Annotated in this window: 13 protein-coding genes; 10 read left to right on the forward strand and 3 right to left on the reverse strand. The window is 57.3% G+C overall.

Going from position 1 to position 14,114, the window contains the following annotated elements; translation table 11 throughout:
* The 10 genes from Q7L05_RS03450 (at position 1) to Q7L05_RS03495 (ending at position 9,653) form a co-directional block, all read left to right on the forward strand.
* Positions 1 to 444 carry an anti-sigma factor family protein gene (locus Q7L05_RS03450; protein ID WP_303901977.1) on the forward strand — a complete coding sequence of 148 codons (444 nt, stop codon included), beginning with the start codon at positions 1 to 3 and terminating at the stop codon, positions 442 to 444.
* A complete protein-coding gene (locus tag Q7L05_RS03455) occupies positions 441 to 923 on the forward strand; it encodes a periplasmic heavy metal sensor (protein ID WP_303901980.1) in 483 nt (160 codons plus the stop codon). The genes Q7L05_RS03450 and Q7L05_RS03455 overlap by 4 nt, the downstream gene beginning before the upstream one ends.
* 458 nt (positions 924 to 1,381) lie before the next feature.
* Positions 1,382 to 2,824, forward strand: a complete 1,443-nt coding sequence (locus tag Q7L05_RS03460) for a hypothetical protein (RefSeq protein WP_303901983.1) — start codon at positions 1,382 to 1,384, stop codon at positions 2,822 to 2,824.
* A gap of 368 nt (positions 2,825 to 3,192) precedes the next feature.
* The gene (locus Q7L05_RS03465) at positions 3,193 to 3,684 is read left to right on the forward strand and encodes a hypothetical protein (protein ID WP_303901986.1); all 492 of its coding nucleotides are present in this window, start codon (positions 3,193 to 3,195) and stop codon (positions 3,682 to 3,684) included.
* 65 nt (positions 3,685 to 3,749) lie between these two features.
* On the forward strand, positions 3,750 to 4,226 hold the full coding sequence (gene soxY / locus Q7L05_RS03470) for a thiosulfate oxidation carrier protein SoxY (protein WP_303901990.1): 477 nt from the start codon (positions 3,750 to 3,752) through the stop codon (positions 4,224 to 4,226).
* A gap of 41 nt (positions 4,227 to 4,267) precedes the next feature.
* A complete protein-coding gene (gene soxZ / locus Q7L05_RS03475; RefSeq protein ID WP_303901993.1) occupies positions 4,268 to 4,582 on the forward strand; it encodes a thiosulfate oxidation carrier complex protein SoxZ in 315 nt (104 codons plus the stop codon).
* Between the two features lie 391 nt (positions 4,583 to 4,973).
* Positions 4,974 to 5,441 (forward strand): sulfur oxidation c-type cytochrome SoxX, encoded by a 468-nt coding sequence (soxX, locus tag Q7L05_RS03480; RefSeq protein WP_303901996.1) that lies wholly within the window; start codon positions 4,974 to 4,976, stop codon positions 5,439 to 5,441.
* A 7-nt stretch (positions 5,442 to 5,448) separates the two neighbouring features.
* A complete protein-coding gene (gene soxA / locus Q7L05_RS03485; protein WP_303901999.1) occupies positions 5,449 to 6,345 on the forward strand; it encodes a sulfur oxidation c-type cytochrome SoxA in 897 nt (298 codons plus the stop codon).
* Positions 6,346 to 6,720: 375 nt separating this feature from the next.
* A complete protein-coding gene (parC, locus tag Q7L05_RS03490; protein ID WP_303902002.1) occupies positions 6,721 to 8,976 on the forward strand; it encodes a DNA topoisomerase IV subunit A in 2,256 nt (751 codons plus the stop codon).
* Between the two features lie 326 nt (positions 8,977 to 9,302).
* Positions 9,303 to 9,653 (forward strand): hypothetical protein, encoded by a 351-nt coding sequence (locus tag Q7L05_RS03495; protein WP_303902005.1) that lies wholly within the window; start codon positions 9,303 to 9,305, stop codon positions 9,651 to 9,653.
* Positions 9,654 to 9,667: 14 nt separating this feature from the next.
* On the opposite strand, the gene Q7L05_RS03500 is transcribed toward Q7L05_RS03495, so the two are convergent.
* The 3 genes from Q7L05_RS03500 to Q7L05_RS03510 form a co-directional block, all read right to left on the reverse strand.
* Positions 9,668 to 11,767 (reverse strand): S8 family serine peptidase, encoded by a 2,100-nt coding sequence (locus tag Q7L05_RS03500; protein WP_303902008.1) that lies wholly within the window; start codon positions 11,765 to 11,767, stop codon positions 9,668 to 9,670.
* A 17-nt stretch (positions 11,768 to 11,784) separates the two neighbouring features.
* Positions 11,785 to 12,120: a S8 family serine peptidase gene (locus Q7L05_RS03505; protein ID WP_303902010.1), complete on the reverse strand. Its 336-nt coding sequence runs from the start codon at positions 12,118 to 12,120 to the stop codon at positions 11,785 to 11,787.
* Positions 12,121 to 12,629: 509 nt separating this feature from the next.
* The gene (locus Q7L05_RS03510; protein WP_303902013.1) at positions 12,630 to 14,003 is read right to left on the reverse strand and encodes a glycoside hydrolase 100 family protein; all 1,374 of its coding nucleotides are present in this window, start codon (positions 14,001 to 14,003) and stop codon (positions 12,630 to 12,632) included.
* Between the last annotated feature and the right edge of the window lie 111 nt (positions 14,004 to 14,114).

The following is a 14,114-nucleotide window of genomic DNA, read 5'->3' on the forward strand; positions in this document are numbered from 1 at the left end:
ATGGATTTTTGCCCAAAAATAGAGATGCTTTCCGCATACGTCGACGGGGAGCTATCTTCAGCCGCAATGTTCGCGTTGGATGAACACGTGGCCAACTGCGCCCGCTGTCGGGAGACGGTTTCCGCGATCCACCTGCTTGGTTCGGCAGTTAACGAGGATGGCGCGCCGCCGGTGGATTTGGTACCGGAAATCATGGAACGGATTAAATGCGAGCGAGATGTTGTTGAAGTGATGGGGATGGGCTGGCGTCGATGGAGCCCGATTTCCTTGTCTGCGGCAGCCGGGATCATGCTGGCGATTGGGGTACTACTCGGCCATGGTGTTTTTTACCATTCGGCATCTTCGACCGATCCACTAGTTGGCAGAATGTGGGCCTTTGATCTGATTCCGCCTGGCGGAGTGTGCATTCACAACAACGCTTGCTTCGGGGTGCGCGCCAAATGAAACGATATTGCCTGCCAACTCTGCTGATCCTTTCGCTGGCCTTGAATGCTGGTGTTCTGGGCATGGGTGGTATCTATCTGGCCGAAAGCTGGCTCGGTCCCAAGCCGGCCCAGGGGCACACCATGCTTGTTCACTATCTTGAGTTGGACGGAGAGCAGCGCCTGATCTGGCAGGAGAAGGAAAAAGGCTTTATGGACGACCTGACCAGTGCTTGGCAACAGATCCATGGTCATCGCGAAAAAATGATACGTGAGATATTTTCCGATTCGCCGGATCAGGAGTTGATCGAAATCCAGCGCGCGGCCATATCTCAAGTCCAGGAGCAGCAGCAAAACTACGTGATTGCGCAGATGATGGCCGAGAGGGAAATACTCGATGCGCAGCAGCGTCAGAAATTGGCTGATCTTCTGATTCAGCAAAACCCGATAGGTTCCCTCGAAGAAGTCCTCGCCGACGAGCTCCATCACCCCGACCACTGAACCGGTGCGGTAGGGTGCCGGCCCGGCCGCATCCTTGTACTGTGTTGAATCGAAGCCCCGGACCGTGACCGTTTGGTAAGTAATATTGATACTGGGCTTCTATTGGCTCGCGTTGAAAAACTCTATCGTCTGCGAATTTCGAATTAAAAACTCCCTCATCTTTTAAAGCTGGCAAGAAATGGCGGAACTCGGTTCTTGCCTTCGCGTTAAAACTCTTTTTTATGTTTTTATCATTTTATTATATTGAAATATAACTAATTAATCTTTTTATTTTATGATACTTCCGGGTAGTATTCTATTAGCTGGACAATCACGATTTTTATGAAATAAAAGGAACCTTCGCCCTGCATGCTCGTTTATCATAAAGATTGCGACATTTATCTAGCGTCTGATAATGACCGAGCACGCGTTTTGTGATTAACACAAGACGTGATTATTGCAAAAGGGGGGGAGGACGGATGTGGAATAAAAGTGTGCTCGCTTTGGCGGGTGGAGTGCTGTCCATGTTTTCAGTAAACGCCCATGCGGCGAACTGGATAATGATACAGGGAACTGAGCCACCAAATTCTGAACCACGCTTCTTTGGTGCGGCTGCGTTGACCTATTCAAATTACCTGGGGTGTGATCGATTGTCCGGTATGGCCGCGCCGGACGGTACCGCGGATGGGAACCTGAACGCGGGTCCCGGGCTGAATAACGGCTACTACGTAAACAACTGTCGTGTCGGTCCGGAGCTCGAAAACAGGAATAGCGGGGTCAATTTGAATGCCCTCGTTTTGGGATCTCGGGGACCGATCACGGATAAAACCAATTACTTTATTACTACCCAGTTCGGTTCCAATGCGGCGACCTACTTACCGATGAATACCGATCGTGAAAGAATCGGGACTCTTACCGATGCCAGTGTTACGTTTAACCACATCCCACGGGCTCGGCTGAAAGCGGGGCTTTTCAAGAAGCCCGGGCCGGAAGAGCTTATGCAGTCGCTCAAGAATCACAATTTCATCTACTTGACCGACTTCACGAGACGCGATCAGATCGAGCGCTTCGTCACCGGTAACGCTAAGGGCACACGACCGATTCCGGATCAGGGGACGCCTGTTACTGAAGCCTACGATGCCGACGTCGGGCGGGACTGGGGCGTTCAGCTTTTTGATGCATTCCGTATTGCCGACTGGCAGCACACGTATGCGGTAATGGCCGGAAACGGCAATGGAATTCATCATGACGATAACAATAGTGAAAAGGATTTGAATCTATACTGGTCATCGGAAAAGGACCTTCCTGGCGGTAAAGGGCCGTATAGGCATGGAGTCAAGTTCTATGGCTATCATCAAAAAGGCATACGCAACTTCATCAAGGACGACGGAACTTACAGCGAAAATTTTGATCGCATCAGGTACGGCGTGGGTATGAAAGCGTTGGGAAAGCTCGGCGGATACAAGCAGAGATTCGCGGTTGATCTGATGTATGCGGACGGCATGGTACTACAATCCGCCGTGACTAGTTGCACTGACTGTCCGTACGGTGGCCAGATACAGATTGCGGCGGAAGAGGGCAACAAGGCGCGTGGGACCACGATCGATTACGGGTTCTACCTGAATAAGAAGTGGCAGTTCGACGCACGCTGGTCACGTAATAATCTGCTTTATGAGACTGCGGATAACACGAAATGGAGTCCCTCGGATGAACGCGTCATTACCGAGTTTGCCATCGGTACCAATTATCACATCAGCCCCAAGACGCGTGTGACCCTGAACTATGTGTTTCGGGATTCGGAGGCACCCAATGCCGTGCAACATCCCGACCCGAACATAGCTGCGGTGAAGACTCAGAACGCCGAGAACGCCACATCGACGGTCGGTGATGTGCTTGGGCTCCGGATAATGCACTTCTTTTGATAGATAACCATGGAGGGACAGTTCGGATGTCTTCTCCGACAGCAGGTGGTTTTAGATTCCCGGTACGTAACTGCTCGCCCGGTTGATCATGCGGGGCATAGGAGATTCGTCATCCCCGCGCAGGCGAACCGTCATCCCCGCGCAGGCGGGGATCCATTTTGAGCCATGCCGCTGCTCTCTGGATTCCCGCCTCCGCGGGAATGACGGGGGAGTGAGCAGTTACCCCGGTACAAATAAATGGAAGAGGTGCATCAAGCGATCGCACTGCACGATAGGTCACCGGGCGCTCACAAAACAGTAGCCAGGGAGCGTCCGGTTTCGGAGGGATTGTAATTGCTTTCAAATGATGAAAAGAGAAGAGGTATGAAATGCGTATAAACGGAAAACTGGTCGGGATTTGTTTGATGGGTGCGGTCGGGGTTGGCGCCATTACGGCCTGGGCAGCCGGTGGAGAGCCAGTACCGAATCAACTAAAAGACCCCGACCAGAGGATCGTTCTGCAATTGCCGCCGGATGAGCGTCATATGGTGCTGGAGGAGATGCGGAACTTTGTCGTGGCGATCCAGGAAATTGCCGATGGATTGGCCCGTGATGATTTCGAACAGGTGGCGACGGCGGCGCGCACCATGGGAAGTGGTGCTGCCAACGAGATACCTCCTCGCGTTGTGAACAAACTTCCGGAAACGTTCAAGCAGCTCGCTGGCAAGGTTCATACTACTTACGATGCGATCGCGTTGGATGCGGGAAGCATGGCCGATACCCAGTTGGCGCTGGAACAGCTTGGGGACTTATACGGATATTGTGTGGCGTGCCACGCCACCTATCAGATCGAAAAAATCCCGTTTCCTGATGAAAAATAACAAACACCGGAGATGGGCCAGGAATCGGCAGAACTGGTTACTAGCATCATGACAGGAGCAAAAATATGACGATGAACATAAAGCGCAGGACCTTGCTCAAGGGTTCTTTTGCGGGCGCTACGATGGCGATTGCCGCTGGTGCTGGATTGTTGAAGCCAAGCCGGGTATTGGCGGTTTGGCCGGAAAAAGTCTTCAAGGCAGAGAATGTGGAGGGTTTTCTGCAGGACATCTATGGCAATACCAGCCTTCAGGCTAGTGAAGACATTCAAATCCAGGTGCCGGAGATTGCAGAAAACGGCGCTGTTGTGCCGGTGACAGTCACTACCGGTATAGCGAATGTACAGAGCATTGGACTTGCGGTCGTCAACAACACGAACCCGCTCGCGGCGGTATTTCATATGTCCGACAACGCAGACGGTTATGTGTCCACGCGCCTGAAAATGGCCGGAACTTCTGATGTGCTGGCAACGGTGAAGGTGGGAAATGAAACCTTCTTTGCCCGCAAGGAGGTCAAGGTCACGATCGGTGGTTGTGGCGGCTGAACGATCAGCCAATCAGAACGCAAGAACAGGAGTAAACAGAAATGGCTGGCAGCATCATGATTCGAGCCAATAAGAAAGGCGAGCTGACTACGGTCAAGGCCTTGATCAAGCACCCGATGGAGACAGGCCTGCGCAAGGACAAGAAGAGCGGGAAGAAAATCCCGGCCCACTTTATCCAGGAAGTCAGTTGCAAGCATGCCGGTAAAGAGGTGATGAGTGCACAATGGGGCGCCTCCGTATCGAAGAATCCGTACTTCACCTTTCGTTTCCGCGGCGCAGATAAGGGCGATCGCGTAACGCTGACCTGGGTTGATAACCAGGGCGGCAGCGAGTCCAAGGAAACCGAGGTCGCCTGATCGTGAGTCACTGCGCGGGCCGGGGCAGGCCTGCGCAGTTCACCTTGCCTGCAAGTCACGTTTCCGGGCAGGGCGCGGGTGCTGATCCTTTCTGTCAGTGCAAGCCGAAGTCTCAGGTCTTTGGTTGACGCGTCGCCCTATCGGCAGGGACTGAGTTTTTTTTCTTGCGAGCCGTACCCCCTGCTGCGCAGGCTCGAATCAGTGAAGAGCTGTAACCACGGGGTACACGGGGACCACGGGGTAAAACAGGTTGTTCGAGTTTTTTCTCCCCGTGCGCCCCGTGTTCCCTGTGGTTCGAAATTCAAGGGGTGAATCGCGAAATTATTCACGAGGAATGCAGTCATTCTTGACTCTTCGATAATAGCCATAAAAAACCAGGAGGATGGGGGATATGTCAATCAGACGCGTTGTGAGTTTTTTGTTGCCTGTGTGCGTCATGCTGACGGTCAGTGCACAGGTGACGGCGGAACAGAAGGAGAAGGTGGCAAAGCCTTCGGAGTTCCCATGTTTGAGTTACACGGCACCTTGCGGAAAAATCGGTGTGCGGCCGGTCGTGAAAAAGATGCCGCAAGACCTCTCTTTGGGTGATCCGGAAAGGGGGAAACAAATCGCCTTCAAACGGAAAAAGGGCAACTGCCTGGCGTGTCACCGAATGAATGGCGGGTCGCAGTCAGGCACGCGAGGTCCCGATTTGAGCCGCTACGGCTCGTCGGGCCGAACTGCTGCCGAAATATACGCAATGGTATATGACAACCGCTGGCAGTTTCCGGACACCGTTATGCCGCCATTTGGAACGAATGAGGTCCTGACCGATCGCGAAATCCGTGATGTTGCTGCTTTCCTGCGGGCATCGCGTTAAGAGGTGCATGATGAAACCGAAAGCCATGTTCGTTGCACTCGCTGGTATCTTTGCTGCCTCCGCCTGGGCCGTTGAAACCGAGGATAGGTATCCGCGTACTCCAATCGTCCCGGAGCAGGGAGTTTGGGGAGATCAGGGGTTCTCCAATACGATTCAATATTGGGGTAGCAAAGAGGCCTTGAATAAAAATGCTTCTCTGCAAGATGACCCGGACAATGTCTGGAAACTGAACCATAAACACAAGGATGGTGATCGGGTCGATATGCACCCGGGGCACATCGGGGTGGAAGAGGGTCGCGAAATGGTGGACTCGTGGAGCAGCAAGAAACCGGAGTTTCTCAAGTGTTTGTCGGAGGGTAAAGGATCACTGCAAGGACTTGCTGCAAACTATCCGAAATATGATGAGAAGCTCGATCGGATAATGACGGTCGAGGCCCGCATCGAACACTGCTCGCAGACCCATTTGCCGAAGCAGATCAAACAGGGCTCGCCAGCCAATACCACTAGCGCCCTCTACGTGAAATCGCTAAGCGCAGGTAAACCGATTCAGGTTGACCTTTCGTCGGCTCCTGTAGAGCAGGCGTACCAGCGTGGCGAAAAGCTCTTTTACAAACGTATTGGTCAGCTCAATTTCGCCTGTGCATCCTGCCATACTCCGGGAAGTGTGATGGGACACAAGTTGCGCGGCGAAGTCCCTACGACCCCATTCGGTGATGTGGCGCACTATCCGACCTATCGGACGCCAGTAGGGGAGTTGGAGCCGTTGCACCTGCGCTTTGTGCGTTGCCACAAACAGATGCGCGCAAAGCCGCTGCCGCCGGGCGATCCGGCTTATACGGACCTCGAAGTGTTCTTGTCCGTCTTGTCGAATGATTACCCGATTTCGGTTCCTTCATTGCGGTGAAAGAGCTTCCATCCTGAAGTATTTAGGTGAGGCAGGGAAGCTTCCCGTTTTTGAATGCAGCGGCCGCCGGATGGGCTTCACGTTGTGTCACAATGCGCAAGCCGGCGGTCCGAATGCCGGTGTGCCGCCGTTTTTTCGCCCTACTGCCCTATTAGTAGCCAGTGACTGCCGCCGTATTCCCAGCGGCCCGAACTGGAAATCCGCATATTCCTCTGCACCACCATCCGCGCCTGCGCTTCCCGAGGTTTTCCGGCGAGGAGCGTGGCCCAGTTCTGTAGGCTTTCTTCGGATTGCCGTGGCAAGGCCGGTACCGGTAGGATTAGCAGCCGGCGTTCCGGCGCTCTCTTTCACTGACAACCAACCGCGGGTTTGCGCATGGCTGAATCGACCGAGATGAATTATGAAGGAGTAGAGCGGCTGCCGCTCAAGGCCTTTACCGAAAAGGCGTATCTGGACTATTCCATGTACGTCATCATGGACCGGGCTCTGCCGAATATCGGCGACGGCCTCAAACCGGTTCAGCGGCGCATTATCTATGCCATGAGTGAACTCGGGCTCAGCGCCCTCTCCAAGCACAAGAAGTCGGCGCGCACGGTCGGTGACGTGCTGGGCAAATATCACCCTCACGGCGATTCGGCCTGCTACGAAGCCATGGTATTGATGGCGCAGCCTTTCTCCTACCGATACCCCCTGGTAGATGGGCAGGGCAACTGGGGTGCGCCCGACGATCCCAAGTCGTTTGCCGCCATGCGCTATACCGAGGCGCGCCTGGCGAAGTTCTCCCAGTTGCTGCTGGCCGAGGTGGGGCAGGGCACGGTGGACTGGACACCCAATTTCGATGGCACCATGGAGGAGCCGTCGGTGCTCCCGGCACGGGTGCCGCACGTGCTGCTGAACGGGACTACGGGTATTGCCGTCGGCATGGCCACGGATATTCCGCCTCACAACCTGCGGGAGGTGACCACAGCCTGCATCCGCTTGCTCGAATCGCCGAAAACGACCGTGGAGGAGCTTTGCGAGCACATTCAGGGCCCCGATTATCCCACCGAGGCGGAGATCATCACCCCCCGCAAGGACTTGTTGAAGCTCTATCAGACCGGCGGCGGTTCACTGCGCATGCGCGCCAAATGGGAGCGGGAGGAGAGTGAGGTGGTGATTACCGCGTTGCCCTTCCAAGTCTCCGGGGCCAAGGTGCTGGAGCAGATCGCACAGCAGATGCAGAACAAAAAACTGCCGATGGTGGAAGACCTGCGTGACGAGTCGGACCACGAAAACCCGACTCGGCTGGTCATCATGCCGCGATCCAACCGGGTGGACCTGGAGGATTTGATGCGGCATTTGTTCGCCACTACCGATCTGGAGCGCACCTATCGGGTCAATATGAACGTGATCGGTCTGGATGGGCGCCCGCGGGTCAAGGATCTGCACAGCATGCTGTCCGAGTGGCTGGAGTTCCGGCTGCGTACGGTGCGGCGGCGTCTGGAGTACCGGCTTGAAAAGGTCGAAAAGCGGCTGCACCTGCTGGAAGGGCTGTTAATCGGGTTTCTGAATATCGATGAAGTGATTCACATCATCCGTACCGAAGAAGAGCCCAAACCGGTGCTGATGAAGCGTTTCGACCTCAGCGAGGTCCAAGCCGATTTCATTCTCGATACCAAGCTGCGTCAGCTTGCCCGCCTGGAGGAGGTGAAGATCCGGGGTGAGCAGGAGGAGTTGGCCACGGAGAAGGCGAAACTCGAAAAGACGCTGGGCTCCAGTCAGCGGATGAGGACGCTGGTGCGCAAGGAGCTTACGGCCGATGCCGAAGAGTACGGCGATGACCGCCGCTCGCCCATTGTCGAGCGCGAGGCGGCTCAGGCCATGGATGAGACGGCGCTGATCCCGGCCGAGCCGGTGACGGTGGTGCTCTCGGCCAAGGGCTGGGTGCGTGCCGCCAAAGGACACGAAATCGATCCTGCCGGCCTCAGCTACAAGGCCGGCGACAGCTACCGCGATGCCGCACGGGGCAAGAGCAATCAGCAGGTGACCTTCCTTGACTCCACCGGACGCAGTTTTTCAATCCCGGCCCACAGTCTGCCTTCTGCGCGTGGACAGGGGGAACCGTTGACCGGGCGGGTGAATCCGTTGGCCGGTGCCGAATTCTGTGCTGCCATCATGGGAAATCCGGATGACCTGTTCCTGGTCGGCTCGGACGCCGGTTACGGTTTCCAGGTCAGATACGCCGACATGATGGCGGGCACCAAGAATGGCAAGGCGCTGCTCAAGCTGCCGATGGGGGCGAAGGTCTTGCCGCCCCAGCCGGTCTCTGACCCCGACAGCGACTCGATTGCGGCGATTACCATCGAGGGGAGACTGCTGGTGTTTCCGCTCTCCGAATTGCCACAGCTTGCCAAGGGCAAGGGCAACAAGTTCATCAGTATTCCGGCGGCGAAGGTGGCGACCCGCGAAGAGTACGTGGTTGCCCTGGTGGTTCTGCCGACAGGGGCTAACCTGGTGCTGCATGCCGGCAAACGGCATATGACCCTTAAATCTTCGGATCTGGACCACTACCGCGGCGAACGGGGCCGGCGCGGCAACAAGCTGCCCCGTGGTCTGCAGCGAGTCGATGCTGCGGAGGTGGAGGTGAAGTAAAAGGGTGGCCTTGATCGGCTTTGGGTCGACCGGCACACAGGACACCCTGGGGGTAGGCAGGGTAAATGCATCGTCACAAGCTTGGTGCATGGCGAGCGATGCAAGTGCTTGACATATCAGGTACGCCGTGAATACATCCCTGTAGGCTCGACGGCAGCATCCCTGCTGCCGACGACCTGATATCAAGCGCTTGCTTCACTCGCTTGAAAGTATGGGGTTGCACTGTCCGGTTAGGCTGTATGCCTGTCGAGTCCGTCGCTAAAATCGAAGGTGCACAAGAGTGCAGGTCGACTTTCAGCCTTCCCGGCAAAACAGAGGAGCGATTCATGGCTATCCAGGTGATCCCCATCCTGAAAGCGCTGGGGCCCGTCATTACCACCGCCGGTAGTCTCTATGCGGAGTGGCAAAAGGGGCGGGAGCCCGGAGCGCCGGGCGCCACGGAACCGTCCCCGGGTACCGCCTCCGAGCGTCTGCTTCGCCTGGAGGCCTTGAACGCGGAAAATGCCAATCTTATCGCTCAGCTTGGAGAACAGCTTCGGGCTGTCGCCCTGCAGGTGGAAAAGGCCGAACGCGCCGCCGAAGTCGAACGCGCCCGACTGGGCTGGCTGGTGAATATCGGTCTGGGCCTTGCGCTGGTGGCAGTGGGAGTCAGTCTGTGGGTCCTGCTCGCAGGGTGATTTCAGGCTCCTGCTCAAGTGGCCCGGCGCCGTTGAATCGCCAGACCGGGCAGCAGCGCGAAAACGAGCCATAGCATAGTACCTCCGCCGCCCCCGGAAGGCGGATCGAAGCGGATGCTCAGGGTATAAGGCATATCGACGGGAGTCTGGCCGACCCGGTTCGTGGGAGTGAACAGAATGACACTGGCATGGTAGAGCCCCGGTGCAGGTGCGGCGATGGTGATTTTCTCGTCACTCGTGTTTCCCACGCTTCTCAGAGTCTCCTCGTCCATGCAATTGGGCGGCAGGGGCGTGTACCAGTAGCAGAACTGCGGCGCAGGACGGGCGCCATAGCGCACCAGGAGGTCGATTTCCGCACCGGAGGCCGTGCTGGCGGTGGTGACCTTCAGGTTTTTTGCTCCATCCGGCACTTCGAAGTGAAAGGTGTGCACCCGGTCCCAAGGGTTTGACTCCCGGATCCGTTCATCGAGGGTCAGCTCACCCGCCGCGGGTTTGAGGGCACCGAACTCGAGTGCGAAACGGCGGGTCACTCCGTAATCGCCGGCAGAAATCAAAAGCTCCAGCGGCAGGTGCTGATGGGCAGTTGCATCATTGGCCATACGAACGGTGAAGGCCAGCTCGGCCCCTGTCCCTTGCGCGAGTGTGGAAGCCAGAGTGTTGCTGTCCTCGACGACCGTCAGGTCCGGAGCGAGGCTGTGGAGAACACCGGTAACCCCGGCGGCATCGCGCCACTGATTGGCAATTACAACCCGCAGCGTAGCGTTCTCCCCCGGGTCCAGTTGGCTATTGCCGTTGCCGGCAGCATCGTCGATGCGCCAGGAAGAGATCACCAGCACGGGTTGGGGGAGAACCGTCATCGCCCCGTAGGCGTTCACCCGCCCGTCGGTGGCCAGCCTCCCGTCCGTGATGCGCTCCACCCCCGCCATAAGCCGACCTTTCATCTCCCGGTAGTCCAGCGGGATTTCACCCTCCGACTCGCGGTAGGCCTTGACCAGAGCCGCCACGGCGGCGGTGTAGGGGGCGGAAAACGAGGTTCCTTCCGCAAACTGGTAAGTAGCCACCGGATCGCCCTGTTCGTCCCTGGCCCAGCTCGTGGTGTAGATGCTGGAGCCCGGCGCGGCGAGGTCAACGCTTCGTGGCCCGATTTGGGTGAACACGGAGAGGCCGTCCTGGGGATGACTGGATGCCACTGAAAGAACATTAGGCAGGTCATAACCCGACGGGGCGTTGGGAATGTCGTCATTGCTGTAGCCGCCGTTGCCGGCGGCGGCGAGGAACAGGATCCCCTCTTTTTGCAGTTGCTCAATGGCATCGAACTCTGCCTGGGAATAGGCACCGCCATAGCTGGCGTTGATGATATGAGCGCCGTTGTCCGCCGCGTATTGATAGGCAGCGATTAGTTGAGCCACGCTGTAATTGGTACGCAGTGGCATAATTTGCACCCGTTGTGCCGGGCTGGTGATACCGGTGCCGTTACCGCCCCTAGCCCCGGCGGCACCGGCTACCAGGGTGCCGTGCACTTCATCGGGACCGGCGGTCGGATCTCCATCATCGGCGACAAAATCCCATCCCGGGATGATGTTTTCCTCCAGGTCTTCATGGTTGAGCAGGATGCCGTCGTCGATAACAGCAATGACGACGGCGTCCGCATGGGTTTGCAGATCCCACGCCCGCGGCAGGTCCATATCGGCTCCCGGCAAGCCGTCGGTAGGGTCGGTACTCCCCGAAGACAATGAATTCCCGGCGTTGAGAAGCCCCCACTGCCTGGCGTCCAGGTCATTGGGAAACACCTCATGCGGCCGGTGTATGAAATTGGGCTCAGCGTATTCGATCGGTTTCGAGGCCCTTAGCCGGCGGACGGCTGCGCTCACGTCAGCCTTGGCGGGGAGCGTCCACTTTTCGATGCCGAAGCGCTGGAAGGTGCGGGCCCGCTGTCCACTGACCTGCGCCATGGTCAAGCCTCGGGCGCGCACATCGGTTCCCGTCTTGAACTTGATCAGCAGCTCGCCGGGACGGTAATGGGGCGGTTGTTCGGCCTTCGACGGGGCCCCGGAGGCCATGCTGACGGAGAGGGCAAACAACAGACCGGCGGCAAGGGTGAGAAGGGTCGTCATCTATGTGTTCCCGAAAGTCAGCGCGAGTAGGGACGGTGGCGGATGTTGGGCTCGACGTAGACCACTTCGGGCTGCGCGGTCAACCGGCGCATGGCATCATCCATCGGCGTACCCTCCGGGAGGCGTATGAGGTAGACGTTGCGAGGCAGTTGTTCGATAACGCTTGCCTCCAGCTCTTCGGCAATGCGCGTGACGTCGGCGATACCGATGTCATCCGTGAATCTGACCAATAACTCACCAGCCACGACGGAGGCCGAAGCCTTCTCCGGGGGCTCCGACGGGCGGGCAGTGTCGGCTAGACAGCCGGAGGTGAGGAACGATATGAAGAGGCTCAGGGCTATCAGTGACTTCATACGGTTTTTTCCTCACTTTCATGAAACCCCTACAAACAGGGTAGGCGCCAAGGCGCAATGGATCGCTCCAGCTATTTGCCCGGAGTGAACAAAAAACCGATTTGATCCCACTTTGTATCGCTAGTAGCCAAGTCTCAAAGGTGGCTATGTTATCTTGGCCATCTAATTAAAAAGTACGGGCAGGATATGAGATGGAGATGGGTTTTGGTGGTGGGCGCTCTGGCTGGCGGCGTTTCAGCCCCGGCGCTCGCCGGTTGTTCGATGCAATTTGAGATGTGCAGCGCCTGGTGCAGCACGCGCCATGTGGGGTCCGAAGCGCGGAAAGTCGGCTGTAAGACGCGCTGTCTTGCGGATCGCGCGGCCTGTCTCGCCGAAACGGGCATCGACAAGGCCAAGGAGACAGGCAAACAGGGGGCCGATAGTGCAAAGGGCTTTTGGGAAGGGTTTTGGAGTGACAAATAGGGGTGCCGGTCTCCCGTAAGAGCCGGCACCCCATGAAAAACGCTTGTTCAGTCGCTATAGAGTCCCAGGGACTTGAGTTGCGTCGATCCGTTGAGGAATTTCTCCGCCAGGATGAGAGAGGTGGCCGACCAGGTCTGAAAGTAATTGGAGCGACGTCCGACCAGTCGCCCATGGCGTCCGTCGTAATACTCCGCCCAGAGGTCGACAGGGAGCCGCTCGGCTGCCTGAGCGTAGGCCCTTTCCGCCAGATCGGGACGCCCCGCTTTCACCGCCGCCCCGACAAACGTCCACAGAAGCGCAGGCCAGTTTCCACCATTATGATAGGACCACGGTGCGTTTTTGGGATCACTCCCGGTCATCAGGCGCCACTCTTCGCCATCCATGGCCGGATAACTGATCTTGACCGGCATGGTGCCGACTAAATCGGCCCAGCGCTCCTCATAGAGGAACATGATACGTTGCGCTTCCTCGTCGGTTGAGAGGCCAAACAGAATGGATAACAGGTTACCCAGCGCGAAAAATCGGAAATCCATCCGTCCGGGTCCGAGATTGCCCACCAGATAACCCGCACTTTCCGGAAGCCAGTCGGGGACCCAGTCGGGGATGCTCTCCGGGTGAATGTTCAGGATGTTGACGCTGTCCTGTCCGAACTGTTCGGTCTTGTAGCGGTGGATTTCGTTGAGACGGGGGACGTCCAGCCAGTAGTAGATGCGGATGTAAGTTCGCAGTGTCCGAAGTCGCTGGTCCACACGCCGCACCAGCCCCTCGTTTCCATCAGCGGTTTCCAGGAGTTGGCGTGCGGCGCAGAGTGCACCGAAAAAGAGGGCCTGAACCTCCAGCGGATGGCCGTAAACCCCCATGCGGCGGTCGATCATGAAGGAGCCGTCCGGGACCAGGAGGGTAGGGGCAACCTCCAGGCGATCCCTGAGCAGAAGATCGAGGATCTGGCGCATTCCCCGCTGCACATCCGGCTGGTGAGCGAAATCGGTGTCACCGCTGACCGTCACATAGGTCCTGAGCAGAATCATCCACCACAGCATCGAATCCACTGGCGCCACCCGGCCGATGGCATGGTCCCCGAAGTCGGCAATCAACCGTTCGCCCTGGTTATCGTTGACGACCTTGAAACTGGCGGGCATGACCCCGGGTGCGGGTTCATGCCCGGCCCAGCGCTCCTGTTGATGGCGAAGCTCGAGCACCGTCTGTAAAAAGTCATGGACGACTGTGTCGCGGCCATCCAGTAGGTAGACGAGTGCAGACGGCACGAAATCGCGTACGAAGCAATCGGCATAGTGCTCTGCCGGTGCATTGGGGTCCCGGGCTGCCATGGTACCGATAACGCGGCCACGATAGCGCATCTCGGATGCTTCGAGGACTGCATAGGCTGCGTCGATGGGGGAGAGGTGGGGTATCGTAGCCATAGGCGGAAAAGAGTAGCGGCAGGTAGAGGCTTGATTCAATGTTTTTGTGAGCGTCAGGGACGCTTTCTGAAGATTGTGCCGTTTACCTACGGCAGTGTGTGCGTTCTTAAG

The sequence above is a fragment of the Thiohalomonas denitrificans genome (genome assembly GCF_016841685.1).
Taxonomy (GTDB): domain Bacteria; phylum Pseudomonadota; class Gammaproteobacteria; order Thiohalomonadales; family Thiohalomonadaceae; genus Thiohalomonas; species Thiohalomonas denitrificans_A.

Bases quoted from the DNA above. Each gene is read 5' to 3' on its own strand.
- soxY (WP_303901990.1), top strand. From the start codon at position 3,750: ATGACGATGAACATAAAGCGCAGGACCTTGCTCAAGGGTTCTTTTGCG.
- Q7L05_RS03450 (WP_303901977.1), top strand. From the start codon at position 1: ATGGATTTTTGCCCAAAAATAGAGATGCTTTCCGCATACGTCGACGGG.
- parC (WP_303902002.1), top strand. From the start codon at position 6,721: ATGGCTGAATCGACCGAGATGAATTATGAAGGAGTAGAGCGGCTGCCG.
- soxX (WP_303901996.1), top strand. From the start codon at position 4,974: ATGTCAATCAGACGCGTTGTGAGTTTTTTGTTGCCTGTGTGCGTCATG.
- Q7L05_RS03455 (WP_303901980.1), top strand. From the start codon at position 441: ATGAAACGATATTGCCTGCCAACTCTGCTGATCCTTTCGCTGGCCTTG.
- soxA (WP_303901999.1), top strand. From the start codon at position 5,449: ATGATGAAACCGAAAGCCATGTTCGTTGCACTCGCTGGTATCTTTGCT.
- Q7L05_RS03495 (WP_303902005.1), top strand. From the start codon at position 9,303: ATGGCTATCCAGGTGATCCCCATCCTGAAAGCGCTGGGGCCCGTCATT.
- soxZ (WP_303901993.1), top strand. From the start codon at position 4,268: ATGGCTGGCAGCATCATGATTCGAGCCAATAAGAAAGGCGAGCTGACT.
- Q7L05_RS03505 (WP_303902010.1), bottom strand. From the start codon at position 12,120: ATGAAGTCACTGATAGCCCTGAGCCTCTTCATATCGTTCCTCACCTCC.
- Q7L05_RS03510 (WP_303902013.1), bottom strand. From the start codon at position 14,003: ATGGCTACGATACCCCACCTCTCCCCCATCGACGCAGCCTATGCAGTC.
- Q7L05_RS03460 (WP_303901983.1), top strand. From the start codon at position 1,382: ATGTGGAATAAAAGTGTGCTCGCTTTGGCGGGTGGAGTGCTGTCCATG.
- Q7L05_RS03465 (WP_303901986.1), top strand. From the start codon at position 3,193: ATGCGTATAAACGGAAAACTGGTCGGGATTTGTTTGATGGGTGCGGTC.
- Q7L05_RS03500 (WP_303902008.1), bottom strand. From the start codon at position 11,767: ATGACGACCCTTCTCACCCTTGCCGCCGGTCTGTTGTTTGCCCTCTCC.